General features: G+C 61.0%; 15 protein-coding genes. 10 read left to right on the top strand and 5 right to left on the bottom strand.

Features of this window, described 5'->3' with window-relative positions; genetic code table 11:
- Window positions 1-156: 156 nt before the first annotated feature.
- Window positions 157-798 carry a ribosome biogenesis GTP-binding protein YihA/YsxC gene (gene yihA / locus ACXX81_RS22145; protein WP_015373414.1) on the bottom strand — a complete coding sequence of 214 codons (642 nt, stop codon included), beginning with the start codon at window positions 796-798 and terminating at the stop codon, window positions 157-159.
- A 296-nt stretch (window positions 799-1,094) separates the two neighbouring features.
- Between yihA and ACXX81_RS22140 the strand changes: the two genes are divergently transcribed.
- The 5 genes from ACXX81_RS22140 (at window position 1,095) to ACXX81_RS22120 (ending at window position 6,281) form a co-directional block, all read left to right on the top strand.
- Window positions 1,095-1,706, top strand: a complete 612-nt coding sequence (locus ACXX81_RS22140) for a c-type cytochrome (RefSeq protein WP_209986867.1) — start codon at window positions 1,095-1,097, stop codon at window positions 1,704-1,706.
- 168 nt (window positions 1,707-1,874) lie between these two features.
- Window positions 1,875-2,510 carry a thiol:disulfide interchange protein DsbA gene (gene dsbA, locus ACXX81_RS22135; RefSeq protein WP_231422163.1) on the top strand — a complete coding sequence of 212 codons (636 nt, stop codon included), beginning with the start codon at window positions 1,875-1,877 and terminating at the stop codon, window positions 2,508-2,510.
- 10 nt (window positions 2,511-2,520) lie between these two features.
- Complete coding sequence (locus tag ACXX81_RS22130; protein ID WP_209986876.1) at window positions 2,521-3,399, top strand: endonuclease/exonuclease/phosphatase family protein; 879 nt, start codon at window positions 2,521-2,523, stop codon at window positions 3,397-3,399.
- Window positions 3,396-5,417, top strand: coding sequence for a GGDEF domain-containing protein (locus tag ACXX81_RS22125; RefSeq protein ID WP_458572404.1), 2,022 nt, complete (start codon window positions 3,396-3,398; stop codon window positions 5,415-5,417). Before ACXX81_RS22130 ends, ACXX81_RS22125 begins: the two co-directional genes overlap by 4 nt.
- An 87-nt stretch (window positions 5,418-5,504) precedes the next feature.
- Window positions 5,505-6,281: an N-acetylmuramoyl-L-alanine amidase gene (locus ACXX81_RS22120; protein WP_209986884.1), complete on the top strand. Its 777-nt coding sequence runs from the start codon at window positions 5,505-5,507 to the stop codon at window positions 6,279-6,281.
- A 77-nt stretch (window positions 6,282-6,358) separates the two neighbouring features.
- Here ACXX81_RS22120 and ACXX81_RS22115 read toward each other — a convergent pair whose 3' ends face one another.
- Both ACXX81_RS22115 and algB read right to left on the bottom strand, forming a co-directional pair.
- Window positions 6,359-8,146, bottom strand: a complete 1,788-nt coding sequence (locus ACXX81_RS22115; protein WP_209986889.1) for an ATP-binding protein — start codon at window positions 8,144-8,146, stop codon at window positions 6,359-6,361.
- 10 nt (window positions 8,147-8,156) lie between these two features.
- Complete coding sequence (algB, locus tag ACXX81_RS22110) at window positions 8,157-9,503, bottom strand: sigma-54-dependent response regulator transcription factor AlgB (RefSeq protein WP_003233753.1); 1,347 nt, start codon at window positions 9,501-9,503, stop codon at window positions 8,157-8,159.
- Window positions 9,504-9,896: 393 nt separating this feature from the next.
- Here algB and ACXX81_RS22105 point away from each other — a divergent pair, with 393 nt between their 5' ends.
- The 5 genes from ACXX81_RS22105 (at window position 9,897) to ACXX81_RS22085 (ending at window position 14,287) form a co-directional block, all read left to right on the top strand.
- Complete coding sequence (locus tag ACXX81_RS22105) at window positions 9,897-10,181, top strand: hypothetical protein (RefSeq protein WP_458572403.1); 285 nt, start codon at window positions 9,897-9,899, stop codon at window positions 10,179-10,181.
- Window positions 10,182-10,260: 79 nt separating this feature from the next.
- The gene (locus ACXX81_RS22100; protein WP_003187386.1) at window positions 10,261-10,425 is read left to right on the top strand and encodes a DUF1328 domain-containing protein; all 165 of its coding nucleotides are present in this window, start codon (window positions 10,261-10,263) and stop codon (window positions 10,423-10,425) included.
- A gap of 2 nt (window positions 10,426-10,427) precedes the next feature.
- Window positions 10,428-10,898 carry an inhibitor of vertebrate lysozyme family protein gene (locus ACXX81_RS22095; protein WP_057006174.1) on the top strand — a complete coding sequence of 157 codons (471 nt, stop codon included), beginning with the start codon at window positions 10,428-10,430 and terminating at the stop codon, window positions 10,896-10,898.
- Window positions 10,899-11,627: 729 nt separating this feature from the next.
- Window positions 11,628-12,959 (top strand): glutamate/aspartate:proton symporter GltP, encoded by a 1,332-nt coding sequence (gltP, locus tag ACXX81_RS22090; protein ID WP_209986893.1) that lies wholly within the window; start codon window positions 11,628-11,630, stop codon window positions 12,957-12,959.
- 98 nt (window positions 12,960-13,057) lie between these two features.
- Window positions 13,058-14,287 (top strand): spore maturation protein, encoded by a 1,230-nt coding sequence (locus ACXX81_RS22085; RefSeq protein ID WP_209986898.1) that lies wholly within the window; start codon window positions 13,058-13,060, stop codon window positions 14,285-14,287.
- Between the two features lie 94 nt (window positions 14,288-14,381).
- On the opposite strand, the gene ACXX81_RS22080 is transcribed toward ACXX81_RS22085, so the two are convergent.
- Together ACXX81_RS22080 and ACXX81_RS22075 are read right to left on the bottom strand one after the other, a co-directional pair.
- On the bottom strand, window positions 14,382-14,993 hold the full coding sequence (locus tag ACXX81_RS22080) for an ABC-type transport auxiliary lipoprotein family protein (RefSeq protein ID WP_458572402.1): 612 nt from the start codon (window positions 14,991-14,993) through the stop codon (window positions 14,382-14,384).
- A complete protein-coding gene (locus ACXX81_RS22075; RefSeq protein ID WP_209986904.1) occupies window positions 14,990-15,928 on the bottom strand; it encodes an MlaD family protein in 939 nt (312 codons plus the stop codon). The genes ACXX81_RS22080 and ACXX81_RS22075 overlap by 4 nt, the downstream gene beginning before the upstream one ends.
- Between the last annotated feature and the right edge of the window lies 1 nt (window position 15,929).

The raw sequence follows: 15,929 nt of genomic DNA, 5'->3' as shown, positions 1-15,929 counted from the left end.
ACTCAGAGTCTCTGAATGGGTGGTGAAGCCCTTCAAAGCTCCTATGTTGTGTTAAGTGTTGGCAGATATCCGGACTCCGCCCTAGCGGTCCGGAACTTGAACCCCGAACTTCCCCTCCCCATACGAAGTCCGGGGTTTTTTTTGCCTGCAGAAAAGCTATTCGGCGATTTCTGCGCCCTTGTCTGCCAATTCCATCCAGCCGGCCAGCACGGTGTAGGCGTCTTCCAGGCCCATGCGCTTTGGCGCCGAGAACAGCTGGATGGTGATGGTGTCACCCCAGCCCTTGCGGATTTCGGCCTGCACCTTGAGCAAGGTGTTCTTGGCCGCGCCGTAGGTGAGCTTGTCGGCCTTCGTCAGCAGGATATGCATCGGCATGCCGCTGGCGACAGCCCAGTCGAGCATCAGCAGGTCGAAGTCGGTCATTGGATGACGGATGTCCATCATCAGGATCAACCCTTTCAAACTCTCGCGGCCACCCAGATAGGCCTCCAGGTGACGCTGCCAGTGCAGCTTCAGCGGGATGGGTACTTTCGCGTAACCGTAGCCTGGCAGGTCGACCAGACGACGCTCGTCGTCCAGCTTGAAGAAGTTGAGCAGTTGCGTGCGGCCCGGGGTCTTCGAGGTGCGCGCCAGGCTGGCGTGGGTCAGGGTGTTCAGTGCGCTGGACTTGCCAGCGTTGGAGCGGCCGGCAAAGGCGACTTCAAAGCCTTCGTCATCGGGGCATTGGTCCACTTTGGCGGCGCTGAGCATGAAGGTGGACTGTTGGCACAGACCGAGGATGGGATTCTTGAGTTGCATGAGATTTCCGATGTGAGCGGTGCCGAAAAAGGGGGCGGCAAGCGGTGTCGTTTCCGTTTAAGTAGCGCGAGTATATGATGCCGCAGATTTTGTGTGTGCTTTCATGGCGCTCAGGCTACACAGGAACCCCAGGCGCTGTACAACCGAGTTTGTGTTCAAAGGCAATACCGCGCGTGGTTTTATGCAGGGCCGCAAGGCTGGAGATCACCAGGTCGTCGATCCGTTGATGATGAGTAAACCCGGTAGATAACGTTTAAAACTTCTGGCCGCAGTTGGATGAGTAGTTGGATTAGCTGATGAATAAACTGATCGTGAGTCTGCTGTTGGCCCTGGGCATCACCGGTGTTGCCCAGGCTGCGGGTGACGCCAAGGCGGGCCAGACCAAAATTGCCGTATGTGGGGCCTGCCACGGGCCCGATGGCAACAGCCCGGTGCCGAATTTTCCCAAGTTGGCAGGTCAGGGCGAGCGCTACCTGGCCAAGCAGATGCACGATATCAAGGACGGCAAGCGTACGGTGCTGGAAATGACCGGCTTGCTGGCCAACTCCAGCGACCAGGACATCGCCGACCTCGCGGCATACTTTGCCGCCCAGAAAGGCAGCGTGGGCGCCGCTGACCCCAAGCTGGTCGCCCGTGGCGAAAAGCTGTTCCGCGGCGGTGACCTGAGCAAGGGCCTGCCGGCCTGCACCGGTTGCCACGCGCCCGATGGCACGGGCAATGCTGCTGCGGGCTTTCCGCAGTTGAGCGGTCAGTACGCGCAGTACACCGCCAAACAACTGACTGATTTTCGCAAGGAAGACGCAGGCCGGGCCAACGATGGCGAGGCGATGACCATGCGCACCATCGCCCGCAAGCTCAGCGATGAGGACATTGCGGCCCTCTCCAGTTACATCGAGGGTCTGCACTGATGGGCCGCGACGTTAACACTCGATTAATCCCGCGATGCAAGCATAAAAAGGGTGGCCCGGGCCGCCCTTTTTTGTGGCCGCTGCCGTTACACTAACGAACTCATGTCCGCGTAGACCTGTCACAACTAAAGGTCGCGTGAGGCGACTTTATTTGTCCAGGAGTAAAGCATGCGTAATCTGATCCTCAGCGCCGCTCTCGTCACTGCCAGTCTTTTCGGCATGACCGCACAGGCCGCCGATGTGCCGCTTGAAGCGGGTAAAACCTACGTCGAGCTGGCTAACCCGGTGCCGGTTTCGGTACCAGGCAAGATCGAGGTGGTGGAGCTGTTCTGGTATGGCTGCCCGCATTGCTACGCATTTGAACCGACCATCAATCCCTGGGTCGAGAAACTGCCCAAAGACGTGAACTTCAAACGCATCCCGGCCATGTTCGGCGGCCCTTGGGATGCCCACGGCCAATTGTTCCTGACCCTGGAAGCCATGGGTGTCGAGCACAAGGTGCATAACGCCGTATTCAACGCCATCCAGAAGGAAGGCAAGCGTCTGACCAAGCCGGACGAAATGGCTGACTTCGTGGCCACCCAGGGTGTCGACAAAGAAAAATTCCTCGCTACCTTCAACTCCTTCGCCATCAAGGGCCAGATCAAGCAGGCCAAGGAACTCGCGCAGAAGTACGGGGTGCAAGGCGTGCCTACCATGATCGTCAACGGCAAATACCGTTTCGACCTGGGCTCCACTGGTGGTCCTGAAGCGACCCTCAATGTCGCTGACCAACTGATCGCCAAAGAGCGTGCAGCCAAGTAAGGGGCTCGTCATGCGCCGCTGGGGAACCGAACGTGGCATTGGCCTGCACGAACCGCAGGTCAATGAACATCACCTGGAGTCAACGGGCCTGCCGGCGGACAGCCGTCTGCGCTTGCTCAGCTTCAATATCCAGGTGGGCAACAGTACCGAGAAGTATCGGCACTACCTGACCCGTGGCTGGCAGCACCTGCTGCCCCACAAAGGGCGCACCGGTAACCTGCAGAAGATCGGCACCCTGCTCAATGACTTTGATCTGGTCGCGTTGCAGGAAGCTGACGGCGGCAGTCTGCGCTCGGGCTATATCAACCAGGTGGAACACCTGGCCCAGCTCGGCGGCTTCCCCTACTGGTACCAGCAACTCAATCGAAACCTCGGGCGTCTGGCGCAGCACAGCAATGGTGTGCTCAGCCGCCTGAAGCCGACGGCCATCGAGGATCACCCGCTTCCAGGCCCGAAGGGGCGCGGCGCAATCCTCGTGCGATTCGGCGAAGGCCCGGAAGCGCTGGTAGTGGTGATGATGCACCTTGCCCTCGGCGGGCGGACGCGCAACCTGCAACTGGCCTACGTGCGCGAGCTGATCGGCAACTACAAGCACCAGGTGTTGATGGGGGACATGAACACCCACGCCAACGACCTGCTTCTGAATTCACCGTTGCGTGACCTCGGGCTACTGGCGCCGCAGGTCGAAGCGACGTTTCCCAGCTGGCGCCCGCAGCGCTGCCTGGACCATATCCTGCTCAGCCCGACCCTCACGCTGGAAAGTGTGCAGGTCCTGGCGCAGCCCATTTCCGATCACCTGCCCGTCGCGGTAGAGATTCGTCTGCCGGGTTCGCTCACGGTTGATGCATTGCCCGCGTTGAGCACCAGCCCTCGCGGGCCCCTTGCATGAGCGACGACGCCGAGCGCTGGAAAGAAAAATACCTGTTAAGCATCGAGCAGCAGGACAAGCTCGAACGCCGTTGGGCCGCCCGCCTCGACCTGCTGCGCCGGGGCCTGGTGCGCAGTACGCTGGCCGCTGAGGGCACCGACCGCGCCGTCGACCAATGCATGAAGGAAATGCGCGATGTGGTGCGCACCGACGACATGGACGCCGCCCTCGCCGCCTTGCTGCCGCGCCTGGAAAAAGCCGTGCTCGATTCAGAGCAGCGCCGCGAGACCCGTGTCGACCAGATCAGCACCGCGCTCACCGCCCTGGTCGCCCAGCTGCAGCAATTGCCACTGCCGCGCGAGGTGGCGCGCCCGCTCAAAGCCTTCGCCAAGCAACTGGACAGTCGCGTGGGCCAGGCTCGTGAGATTCCGCTGCTGCTCAGCGAATTGAGCAGCCTGCAGGGGCAGGCGTTGAATAATCTGGAGGCTGACGGCGAAACTCCACGGCCTGGTCCAGGTTTGCTGCAACGCTTGTTCGGGAGCGCCAAGGAGGTCGCTCCCGAAACGGTGGCTGATGAGCCTCCGGTAAAGCCGACGTCAAAACCGGTTGCTCCAGAGCCTGTGACTGAAGAGCAGGCCGCTGCACCTGCCGAACCGCCACCCCAAGTCTTGCCGACCCCTGCGCCATTGCCGCAGTCGCTGACAGCAGCGCCTGCGGTTGAAGTCGCCGCGCAACCCAGGGTCGAAGCGGCACTTGCAGAAACCGCCGTCGCCGAACCTGCCGCTGATCCTGAACCCGAACCCGAACCTGAAGCCGAAGAGCCGCCCAACGAAAGCGCGCTCGCGGCCTTTATTGAAACCCCCGAAGTGCTGGTTGATACACCGGAGGAGACCAGCATCGGCAGCTTGTCGCTGCCGCCCGTTCTTGAGCACGAAGAAACCGACGAGCAGCCCGGGGAAAGCGGCTATGCCCTGCCCGACTCGCCGGAGCCTTCCTACAGCTCCGTGGCCCGGCATATCGAAAGCACCTTGCTCGGCCTGCTGGAAGACCTGAGCCTCCCAGAGCGCCACCGGCCCCAGGCCGAAGCCATGCGCGAGCGCCTGGCCAATGGCTTGAACTGGTACGAGTTGCTGCCGATTCTCGATGACCTGGCGGTGCTGATGCTGGCGGTCACCGACAGCGGCCAGCATGAGTTCGAGGCTTATCTCAAGCACCTCAACGAGCGTCTTGAAGCGTTCCAGGGCCATCTGCAGGTGGCCAGCGATGACCACCTCGACAGCCGCTCCGCCGCCCGCCAGCTTGACACGCAGATACGCGAACAGGTCGACGGCTTGCAAAGCAGCGTGCAGGAAGCGGCCGACCTGGACAGCCTCAAGCAGGTATTGGAAAGCCATATCGAAGGCTTGCTCGGCACCATGGACGAGCACCGCCAGCAACGGGACCAGCGCGAAGAGGAAGTGGCAGCGCGGCTCCAGGGGCTGGCCGAACGCGTCGCCCACATGGAGCAGGAAGCGCTGGGCTATCGCGAACATATGGAGGTGCAGCGTCAGAAGGCGTTGATTGACCCGCTGACCCGCCTGCCCAACCGCGCGGCGTGGAGCGAGCGTCTGGACCACGAGGTCAACGCCTGGCATCAGCGCGGCAACAGCCTGTCGCTGGCGATGCTGGACCTGGATCACTTCAAGCGCGTCAACGACGGCTACGGCCATCTGGCCGGCGACAAGGTGTTGAAGATCATCGCCAACGTGCTGCGCAAGCACCTGCATGGCCGCGACTTTATTGCGCGCTTTGGCGGCGAAGAGTTTGTGTTGCTGATGCCCGACACTTCACTCACTCAGGCGCTGGCTGTGGGCGAAGTGCTGCGGTCGGCCATCGAGGCCTGCCCCTTCCACTTCAAGGGCGAGCCGGTGACGATCACGCTGTCCATGGGCGTGGCGCAGTTCCAGCCGGGGGAGCGCAGCGACGTGGCGCTCAAACGCGCCGACGAGGCGTTGTATCGCGCCAAGGCCGCTGGGCGCAATCAGGTGCAGGCGGCGTAAAAATGTTCCATTTCATGATTTGAGCGCTGTGTCACACACCTTACGTTACACTGTTGCATTACCGTCTTCAGCGTGACGTCACTCCCTATGAAAACCCTGTACTTCGCCTTCCTGTTCATTCTGCTCGCCGGCTGCGCCAGTGGTCCGCGCATTGACACCAACCATCCCTCGGTCAACCACGACAATCGCGTGCAGTTCGTGATCGTCCACTACACCTCCACCAACCTTGAGCGCTCGCTGGCCTTGCTCACCCACGGCCAGGTCAGCAGCCACTACCTGATCGGCGACGACGCCAGCGCCACCATCTACAAGCTGGTGGATGAGAGCCAGCGCGCCTGGCATGCCGGGGAAAGCCAGTGGGCGGGCCGCACGTGGCTCAACTCCAGCTCCATCGGTATTGAAATCGTCAACCCCGGGTACACGGACACGCCGACCGGTCGCCTGTGGTACCCCTATTCAGAGGCCCAGGTGAAGTCCCTGGTGGTGTTGCTCAAGGACATCAGTAAACGCAACGGCATCGATCCCAAGAACATCATTGGTCACAGCGACATCGCGCCGCTGCGCAAACTCGACCCTGGTCCATTGTTCCCCTGGAAGCGTCTGGCCGACGAAGGCCTGGGCCAGTGGCCCGACGCCCAGGCGGTCGCCCGCTTCCGGCAGCAGTACGCAACGCAGCTGCCGAGCATCACCTGGTTCCAGGAAGAGTTGGCGAAGTTGGGCTACCCGACGCCGCAGACCGGCGAACTGGACGTGGCCACGCGGCATGTGATCGCGGCGTTTCAGATGCACTTCCGTGCGTCGCTGTTCGACGGCACGCCAGACGCCGAAAGCGCCGCGATCCTGAGTGCTCTGAACCAACGCTAAACCCCAGGCAGGCGCGTGGCGAGCGACCTTTATGGTGAGCGGCATCTGTGGCAGCGGCTCCCGACGAAGCCTGCGAACTACAGGGGCAACGCCATATAAAACTGCGTGCCCTGCCCCGGCCGCGAGTACACGCCCATGCGTCCGCCGTGCAATTGCACGATTTCCTTGCACAGTGCCAGCCCCAGGCCTGCGCCACCTTTCTTGCGCCCCACCTGCACAAAAGGTTCGAAGATGCGCCCTTGCTGGCCATAGGCAATGCCTTCGCCATTGTCTTCGACGCTGACAATCACCCGCTCGCCATGGCGTCGCGCCTGCAGGTGGATTTGCCCGCCCTCGGCGGTATGACGCAGCGCGTTGGCCAGCAGGTTGTCGAGCACCCGCTCCAGTTGCGCCTGATCGGCGTACAGCCGTGGCACGTCGGCCTGGGCTTCCACCAGCAATTCAATATGTTGCGCGTTTGCCGTCTCGGCAAAGCGGGCGCGCGCATGCTCGAGCAGGTCCGTCACGTCGCATGGCCCCAGCGTGAGTTTCTGCAGGCCATTCTGGTAGCGCGAGAAGTTGAGCAAGTCGTTGATCAACTGCATCAGGCGCTGCATCTCTTCGTTGACCGTATCCAGCAGGTCTGCCTCACGGGACTCTGCCGGAAACTTCGCGCGCTCGCGAAAAAGACCAAACGCCATGTGCATGCCGGTCACCGGCGTGCGCAACTCGTGTGAGGCGCGCAATACGAACTCGCTGCGCACCCGCTCGAAGGCACGCTGCTCGGTGACGTCATGCAGCACCATCACCGCGCCGAGGATATGCCCCTGGGTATGACTCACCGGCGTAAGACTGTAGGTCAGCAGGCGCAATTCGCCTTCGACTTCCACTTCCAGATCGTCCGGCGCCCGCTCCAGGTTGCCGCCGCGCAGCACCAACTGCAATTGTTCATCCAGTTCCGGGCGCACCAGCGCTTCGCCCAGTCCCTGCCCCAGGCGCTCCTCGTCCCAGCCCAGTTGACGCTGTGCCACAGGGTTGAGGTGCTCAAGGCGGCCTTGGCGATCGATCATCAGCAGGCCGTCGTCGATGCTGTCGAGCACCGCCTGCAGGCGCTGCTGGCCGGCCAGAAGTTCGTCGACATTGGTTGCCTGATGCTGGCGCAGCGCCTCGGCCATGATGCCGAAGCGCCGGGTCAGCTGGTTCATTTCCGCCGCTGACGAGATCGGCAGCGTCACCTCGAAATCGCCCTGCCCGATCTTGTCGGCCGCCTTGGCCAGGGCTTCGATCGGCCCACCAAAGCGTCGTGCGATGCCATGGGCGGTGATGAAGCCGATAATCAGCACGGCAAGTCCAACCACCCCCAGCGCCGCAGCGATCAATAATGCACGGTTGCGCGACTTGTGTTCGCTGGCGTTGATGTTTTCCAGGGCTTGTTTGTGTTCGGCGATCAGGCCATTGCGCAAGGCGTTGAAGCTATCGGTCAGTTTCTGATTTTTTTTGTTCGCCAGTGGCGATCGCTGGGCTTCGTCGAACGCTTTCAGAAAGTCCAGGTAGTCGATGCGCGCCTGGCTGAAACCGTTGATTCGTCCATCACGCTTTTCATGGGCGATACCTTCGTCCAGCAACGCAAAATATTGCTGCTTGGACGTCTCCAGGGCCTTGGCGTCGGGTTGCTCTTCCAGCATCAGGATCAACTGGTCCCCCAGGCTCTGACGCAGCTTGAGCCCCAGGTCCAGGGTGATGAAGTTGCTGCGGATCAGCGATTCCTGGCTCTTTGCCATTTGCATCACGCTGACCAGCCCCAGCACCAGGCCCAACAGGGCCACGGTGATCAGTGCGGAGATGCTCAGGAATAACCGAGTGCGCAGTTTCATCGCAAGCTTCATAAGGTAAAGCTCACAGGTTGTACTGTTTGCGTTTGCGGTACAGCGTCGAGGCGTCGATACCCAGTGTACGGGCCGCCTGATCCAGGGTGTCGCTGGTGGCCAGTACCGCGCCGATGTGGGCTTTTTCCAGCTCATCCAGGCTCAACGCCGCACCGATGCGCGGCGCATTGTTGGTCGGCTGTTCCGCCATCCCCAGGTGGCTGATCTCGACTTTTTCCTGGGGGCAGATAATGCTCGCGCGTTCCACGACGTTGCGCAGTTCGCGGATATTGCCCGGCCAGCGGTAGTTGAGCAGTGCTTCGCGGGCCTGGTCGCTGAAACCTCGCGCCGGTCGTGCGTAGTCCTTGACGAAGCGCGCCAGGAAACGGTCCGCCAGGGTCAGGATGTCTTCACTGCGTTCGCGCAACGGCGGCAGGTGCAAGGTGATGACGTTGAGACGGTACAGCAGGTCTTCACGGAAGCGGCCGTCACGCACCATGTCTTCCAGGTTCAGGTTGGTGGCCGCGAGGATGCGCACATCGGCGCGGCGGGTCACCGGATCGCCGACGCGTTCGTATTCCTTGTCCTGGATAAAGCGCAGCAACTTGGGCTGCAGGGTCAGCGGAAAGTCACCGATCTCATCGAGAAACAGCGTGCCGCCGTCCGCCTGGTTGACCCGACCCAGCGTGCTCTCGCTGGCCCCGGTGAAGGCGCCGCGGCTGTGGCCGAACAACTCGCTCTCCATCAGTTCCGCCGTGAGAGACGGGCAGTTGATGGTGACGCAGGATTTCTTGGTGCGCTTGCTCCAGCCATGAATGGCCCGCGCCAGCTCACCCTTACCGGTGCCGGATTCGCCCAGGATCAGGATGTTGGCGTCGGTGCCGGCCACCTGGCGTGCGGTTTCGAGTACCACCATCATCGCCGGGCTATGGGAATCGAGGCCGTCCTTGGGTTTGCGCACTTCGCCCTCCAGCGCCTCCAGGCGCGCGGAGAGCTGGCGCACTTCCAGCTGTTTGGCGGTGGCCAGACGCAATTGGTCCGGGCTGCACGGCTTGACCAGATAATCGGCCGCGCCGGCCTGGATCGCATCCACGGCGGTGTCGACGGCCGAATGCGCGGTGACGATCACCACGCGCATCCACGGCGCCTGAATGCGCATCTGCGCCAGCACGTCCAGGCCATTGTCTTCGCCCAGGCGCAGGTCGAGGAAGCACAGGTCGAACACCTGACGCTGCATCAGGGCATCGGCCTGGGCGGCGCTGTTGGCGGTAGCTACGGTGTAGCCTTCGTCTTCCAGGCAGTAACGGAAGGTGCGGAGGATCGCGGATTCGTCATCCACTAAAAGAATGCGGCCTTGAAGTTCCTTGGCTGATTCCATCTGTCCCGCGCTCCTTAACTTTAAATGATGATGGTGATTAGTCCCGGAATAATCGGGCAAGTTGCATGGTTTATTCTGATCGATAAAAGGCGACTTCGCGCAGCTATCTGCGCACCTTCTTACAGCACCCCAGGCTAGTGGCGTTTTTAGCCCTTCGTGCCACTTCGGCAACCGCTGCGGCGGGTTCTATCCCTTGACCCGACCACTGGCCATCGTGCATTTCGCACGGCCTGCAAGGGGGCATCGTGCAGGATGCTGGGGCGTTTGTATTGGGTTCAATCTTAAATCATTGATTTTATTAATATTTATTTTGAAAAAAAGCTGGCATGCGCTCTGCAATACATCTCCCAAGAGTGTCATGAACCAATAACCAGAATGCGGGAGAAATGCAGCATGACTCGCCAAAGCCTCAGCCAATTGCGTGTATCGCCACTGCGCCTGCAACAGGGTCTGTTTGCCAGCCTGGCACTGATGATCACGTTGATTGGCGGCCAGCAGTTGCAGCACTGGCAACAGAGTCAGCAGCAAGTCCCGCAATTCGACCGTCCGGCCATGACGCAAAACCATTTTCGTTCCATCGCCAGCGCGACTGTCGATGTGACTGCCCCGCAATTGCGTGTGGTCGACCAGGATTCCACCCTGGACGCGCTGCCTACGCAAGAGCGCTGGGTGTTCTAGGCAATAAATCGGGCGCCGTACTGAGCGACCGCACTGCACTACAGCTGTTACCCCCTATGAAAGCGTAAGGAGAATCACCATGTTGAGTTGGGCAATCACGTTTCTGATCATCGCCATTGTGGCTGCAGTCCTCGGCTTCGGTGGCATCGCCGGCACCGCCACAGGTATCGCCAAGATCCTGTTCGTTGTCTTCCTGGTGATGTTCATCGCTTCGTTCTTCTTTGGTCGTAAAGGCCGAGGCTGAAGATGACCACTCTTTCTTTTAAAGCCATTACTGTCGCCCTGTTGTTGGGCGGCAGCGGTTTGGCGATGGCCGCCAATGACGGTCAGACCCGAGCCAACGAATTGCTCAGTGCGGACCCGCAGTACCGTGAAACCTGGCGAGACGTGGTGAAGAAAGAAGAGCGCCTGCCGGAATGGGTGATGAACCTGTCCGGCTCGGCCGAACAACAGATGACCGCAGTTGAAGAAGATGGCGACAAGTACCTGGTCGGGCCGCTTTGCGAGACTGCAGACACCTGCCTGAACAAGCGTCTGATCGTAGCCGTCAGCTTTGACAAGGAAGATGCCTACGCCCTGTTGGTGGAAGTTCCGGCCGGTTTGCCGAAGGACAAATCGCCGACGCGGCACGCCGATTACCGGTTTATCGGTAAGCCGGACGAAGGCATGCAAAAGCTGTTGATGGAACAGCTCAAGAAAGATCCGAATTGGTACTAGGTTCCGTTTGACGCACTCAGCGTCTGCGGGGCCGGCGTCCATAGAAAGAAGCCCGTCGCTTTTTTCTGTCTGCATCGCTCGCCAAGGGCGATGCATGACCAGGGGGCCGGGTTGCTCTGATCAATCGAGATCGGCGTGACCTACGGGTACAGGGAGTGCCTGCGCAAGGGCCGGGTCAGGTGAAAAGCTGCGACGCAAGTTCACAAGTCCTCAAGCTTGCTGAACTTGCGGCGGGCTCGTTGCTCTGATGGGCTGCTTCCCATACCGGCCTTAGCCGAATATTTCGTTTTCGCTCTTTACCAACCATTACTGGTTGTGTCGTCGCGACCACCTATCGAGAAAGTTTTGCCCCCTCCATAGGGTATTTCTGACGCGTACTCCGTTAATTTACGGGTGTTTGTGCCAGCCCTTCAGCGCGCGTCTGTCTCTCTGAGCAAGCCTGTATTGGCAGGTTCACGGCATGTTTGCCCGTCAGATTGGCGTAATCGAACTGACCGTTCGGACAGTTATTTCCCAAAAAAGCCATGCCGATTCGGCATAGGGTAGGCGTTTACGGCATTAGACGTTGCGCCCTTGCATGGGAATAGTTGCGCCTTTTTTCGCCTGCCAGTAAGCCATTTCGGCCATGCGGCGGTGACCTTCCATGGAGGCTTGTGCACACACTTTTTCGCTCTCGAGCGTTGCGGCTGGCGCATTCGCCTTAAGTTCACGTGAAGTAAGGGTAATGACATGAAGAAGGCAAAACTAAGCCTCGCCTGGCAGATCCTCATCGGTCTGGTCCTGGGGATTGCAATCGGTGCGGTGCTCAACCATTTCAGTGCTGAAAAGGCCTGGTGGATCAGCAACGTCTTGCAGCCGGCAGGCGATATCTTTATCCGCCTGATCAAGATGATCGTGATCCCAATTGTGATTTCTTCGCTGATCGTCGGCATTGCCGGGGTCGGTGACGCGAAAAAGCTGGGTCGGATCGGTGTCAAAACCATTCTTTACTTCGAAATCGTCACCACCATTGCCATTGTTGTCGGCCTGTTGCTGGCCAACCTGTTCCATCCGGGCGCAGGCATCGACATGAGTACCCTGGGCACTGTCGATATCTCCAAGTACCAGGCGACTGCCGCCGAGGTGCAGCATGAACATGCGTTCATCGAGACCATCCTCAACCTGATCCCCTCGAATATCTTCGCCGCCGTCGCCCGTGGCGAGATGCTGCCGATCATTTTCTTCTCGGTGCTGTTCGGCCTCGGCTTGTCGAGCCTCAAGCCCGAGCTGCGCGAGCCGCTGGTGACCATGTTCCAGGGCGTGTCCGAGAGCATGTTCAAAGTCACCCATATGATCATGAAGTACGCCCCCATCGGTGTCTTCGCGCTGATCGCGGTGACCGTCGCCAACTTCGGCTTCGCTTCCCTGCTGCCGCTGGCCAAGCTGGTGATCCTGGTTTACGTCGCCATCCTGTTCTTCGCCTTTGTGGTGCTGGGCCTGATCGCTCGCCTGTTCGGCTTCTCGGTGATCAAGCTGATGCGCATCTTCAAGGATGAACTGGTGCTGGCCTACTCCACCGCCAGTTCCGAGACCGTGCTGCCGCGCGTGATCGAGAAGATGGAAGCCTACGGCGCGCCGAAGGCGATCTGCAGCTTTGTGGTGCCAACCGGTTACTCATTCAACCTCGACGGCTCGACCCTGTACCAGAGCATCGCCGCCATCTTTATCGCCCAGTTGTATGGCATCGACCTGTCGATCGGCCAGCAACTGATGCTGGTGCTGACCCTGATGGTCACCTCCAAAGGGATTGCCGGCGTGCCGGGCGTGTCCTTCGTGGTGCTGCTGGCCACCCTGGGCAGCGTGGGTATTCCGCTGGAGGGCCTGGCCTTCATCGCCGGTGTCGACCGCATCATGGACATGGCGCGTACCGCGCTCAACGTGATCGGCAATGCCCTCGCCGTGCTGGTGATTTCTCGTTGGGAAGGCATGTACGACGATGCCAAAGGCGAGCGCTACTGGAACTCGCTGCCGCACTGGCGCACCCGCACAGCAGTGCCGACCGCCCAGGCCACTCGCGGCTGATCGCCCTCAGGCGCTGAAACAAACCCCGGAAAATTCCGGGGTTTGTCGTTTCTGTCAGCCCCGTTATCATTCGCCCCATCTTTCGGGGGATTTAACTGATGCTCAATGGCCTGTGGCTTGGCTTCTTTGTCGTGGCAATGGTGTCAGCACTGGCGCAATGGCTGGTGGGCGGTAACGCCGGAATTTTCGCGGCGATGGTCGAAAGCATTTTCGCCATGGCCAAATTGTCGGTGGAAGTCATGGTGCTGCTGTTCGGCACCCTGACCTTATGGCTGGGCTTTTTGCGCATCGCCGAAAAAGCCGGGATCGTCGACTGGCTGGCCAAGGCCCTCGGGCCGCTGTTTCGCCGGCTGATGCCCGAAGTGCCCGCCGGCCACCCGGCCATCGGCCTGATCACCCTCAATTTCGCCGCCAATGGCCTGGGCCTGGACAACGCCGCGACGCCCATCGGCCTGAAGGCCATGAAGGCGCTGCAGGAACTCAACCCCATCCCCAACACCGCCAGTAACGCGCAGATCCTGTTTCTGGTGCTCAACGCCTCGTCGCTGACGCTGTTGCCGGTGACCATCTTCATGTACCGCGCCCAGCAAGGCGCCGCCGACCCGACGCTGGTCTTCCTGCCGATCCTGCTGGCCACCAGCGCCTCGACCCTGGTGGGCCTGCTGTCGGTAGCGGTGATGCAGCGCCTGCGGTTGTGGGACCCGGTGGTGCTGGCCTACCTGATTCCCGGTGCGCTGGTGCTGGGTGGTTTCATGGCGTTGCTGGCCACCCTGTCTGCCACGGCGCTGGCCGCGCTGTCGTCGATCCTCGGCAACCTGACGCTGTTTGGGTTGATCATGCTGTTTCTGCTGATCGGTGCGCTGCGCAAGGTCAAGGTATACGAGGCGTTTGTCGAAGGGGCCAAGGAAGGCTTCGATGTGGCGAAAAACCTGCTGCCCTATCTGGTGGCGATGCTCTGCGCAGTCGGTGTGCTGCGTGCTTCCGGGGCGCTGGACTTCGGCCTGGAAGGCATCCGTCACCTGGTGGCGTGGACCGGCATGGACACGCGGTTTGTCGATGCCTTGCCGACCGCGATGGTCAAGCCGTTCTCAGGCAGCGCGGCGCGGGCGATGCTGATCGAGACCATGCAGACCCAGGGCGTGGACAGCTTCCCCGCGTTGGTGGCGGCGACGATTCAGGGCAGCACCGAGACCACGTTTTATGTGTTGGCGGTGTACTTTGGGTCGGTGGGGATTCAGCGGGCAAGGCATGCCGTGGGGTGTGCGTTGCTGGCGGAGTTTGCCGGTGTGGTTGCGGCGATTGCGGTGTGTTACTGGTTCTTTGGCTGAGGCTGAAGTCGCTATCGGGAGCAAGCCCCCCTCCCACATTTTGAAAGCGTCCACAGGTCAAAATGTGGGAGGGGGCTTGCTCCCGATGAGGCCCTCAGCGATTCGTTGCTCTACTGCCCTGCTCAACCACCCAATCCACCACCTGCCTGTTCAACTGATCACCCGCCAATCCAAACCCGGCGACTACCGCCGGCACCTTGGTATCGGCCACCGGCTGCCTTACCTCAAACCGCCGGCTGGCAATAATCCGCTGATCACTGCCCCGCACCACCCGCGCATCCAACCGAATCACCACCTGCAGCGCACTGCCCTGGTATTCGCTCTGAAACGCCTGCAGCTGTCCGCCCAGCTCATAGTCGGCTTGCAGGTTGGTCTCGTCGGTGCTCAGCAGCGTCACCCGCCCATCGCGCTGGAAGCCGTCGAGCAGGCGATTGCGCAGCAGCACCGGCGACGGGTCGCTCCAGCGCGCGTGGGCATAGCTGCTGATCAGGTTGCCATTGGGCACCACGGCAATGCGCGGGCTGTCGAGGAACTCGCTGGTCTGGGGTTTGGTCACGCGCAGCGACCAGCTCAGCGGGGTGCCTTGTGTGGCGGCGGGCGTTGCCGTCAGGCGATACACGTCCGAAGGGTCCGCTTTGGGCAGGATCGAGCACGCGCTCAGCAGTGCCAGGGCCAGTGGACCGATCAGTTGGCAAGCACGCTTCATGGCGTGAACTCCTTGTTTTTGTCGCTGCCCAGCAGGTAGCCGCTGGGGTTGGCTTCCAGGCGCCGGGAAATGGCGCGCAGCGACGCGAGGGTTTCGCGCAGCTCGCGCACGGCCGGCGCCAGTTCGTTGAGGCCCTGCATGCCGCTGTTCACCGAATCCTTATTTGTGGTGAGCAAGGTGTTGATGGTGGCGGTGCTTTGCTGCAGGGATTTCATTGCCTGCTCGGCGCTGCCGAACGCCTGTCTGCCCTGATCGTTGAGCAAGCCATTGGCGTTGCGCATCAGCACGGTGGTCTGTTCGAGCGCAGCGGTGGCCTGCTTGCTTACCTGCATCAGTTGTTGCATCACCACCTTGATATCGCCGCGCTGATCGGCAATGGCGCCAGTGGTTTGCTGCAGGTTGTCGAGGGTCTTGCTCAGGCGGTCGACGTTCTGCGAAGAAAACATATTGTTGGCGTTGTGCAGCAGCAGGTTGATGCCGGTCATCAGGTCATTGCTGTTATTGAGCAGCCGCGCGATGGGCGACGGTGAGGCGATGATCAGCGGCAGCTCGCCATCCTTGCCCTTGAGTTCGGGGCTTTGCGGCGTGCCGCCGCTGAGCTGGATGATCGAGGTGCCGGTGATGCCGGTCAGCGCGAGCTTGGCCTGGGTGTCTTCCTTGATCGGTGTCTGCCCGGCCAGGCGGATGCGCGCCAGCACGCGGCGCGGGTCTTTCGGGTCCAGGCGCAGGCTGGTGACGTCGCCCACCTTGATCCCGCTGTACTGCACCGAGCTGCCCTGAGACAGGCCGCTGACCGCCTCGTTGAAGATCACTTCGTAATCCTGGAAGGCGCTGTCGACGCTGGATTTGGCCAGCCACAGGCCAAACAGCATCGCGCCGACCACCACGATCACGCTGAACAGACCGATCATCACATGATGGGCGCGGGTTTCCATG

Source organism: Pseudomonas sp. GNP013, assembly GCF_054343995.1.
The sequence above is the reverse complement of the archived record's forward strand: the minus strand, read 5'-3'. Positions and strand labels throughout refer to the sequence as shown.

Excerpts from the sequence above, each read along its gene's own strand:
- yihA (WP_015373414.1), bottom strand. The coding sequence starts at position 798 with ATGCAACTCAAGAATCCCATCCTCGGTCTGTGCCAACAGTCCACCTTC.
- ACXX81_RS22140 (WP_209986867.1), top strand. The coding sequence starts at position 1,095 with ATGAATAAACTGATCGTGAGTCTGCTGTTGGCCCTGGGCATCACCGGT.
- dsbA (WP_231422163.1), top strand. The coding sequence starts at position 1,875 with ATGCGTAATCTGATCCTCAGCGCCGCTCTCGTCACTGCCAGTCTTTTC.
- ACXX81_RS22130 (WP_209986876.1), top strand. The coding sequence starts at position 2,521 with ATGCGCCGCTGGGGAACCGAACGTGGCATTGGCCTGCACGAACCGCAG.
- ACXX81_RS22125 (WP_458572404.1), top strand. The coding sequence starts at position 3,396 with ATGAGCGACGACGCCGAGCGCTGGAAAGAAAAATACCTGTTAAGCATC.
- ACXX81_RS22120 (WP_209986884.1), top strand. The coding sequence starts at position 5,505 with ATGAAAACCCTGTACTTCGCCTTCCTGTTCATTCTGCTCGCCGGCTGC.
- ACXX81_RS22115 (WP_209986889.1), bottom strand. The coding sequence starts at position 8,146 with ATGAAGCTTGCGATGAAACTGCGCACTCGGTTATTCCTGAGCATCTCC.
- algB (WP_003233753.1), bottom strand. The coding sequence starts at position 9,503 with ATGGAATCAGCCAAGGAACTTCAAGGCCGCATTCTTTTAGTGGATGAC.
- ACXX81_RS22105 (WP_458572403.1), top strand. The coding sequence starts at position 9,897 with ATGACTCGCCAAAGCCTCAGCCAATTGCGTGTATCGCCACTGCGCCTG.
- ACXX81_RS22100 (WP_003187386.1), top strand. The coding sequence starts at position 10,261 with ATGTTGAGTTGGGCAATCACGTTTCTGATCATCGCCATTGTGGCTGCA.
- ACXX81_RS22095 (WP_057006174.1), top strand. The coding sequence starts at position 10,428 with ATGACCACTCTTTCTTTTAAAGCCATTACTGTCGCCCTGTTGTTGGGC.
- gltP (WP_209986893.1), top strand. The coding sequence starts at position 11,628 with ATGAAGAAGGCAAAACTAAGCCTCGCCTGGCAGATCCTCATCGGTCTG.
- ACXX81_RS22085 (WP_209986898.1), top strand. The coding sequence starts at position 13,058 with ATGCTCAATGGCCTGTGGCTTGGCTTCTTTGTCGTGGCAATGGTGTCA.
- ACXX81_RS22080 (WP_458572402.1), bottom strand. The coding sequence starts at position 14,993 with ATGAAGCGTGCTTGCCAACTGATCGGTCCACTGGCCCTGGCACTGCTG.
- ACXX81_RS22075 (WP_209986904.1), bottom strand. The coding sequence starts at position 15,928 with ATGGAAACCCGCGCCCATCATGTGATGATCGGTCTGTTCAGCGTGATC.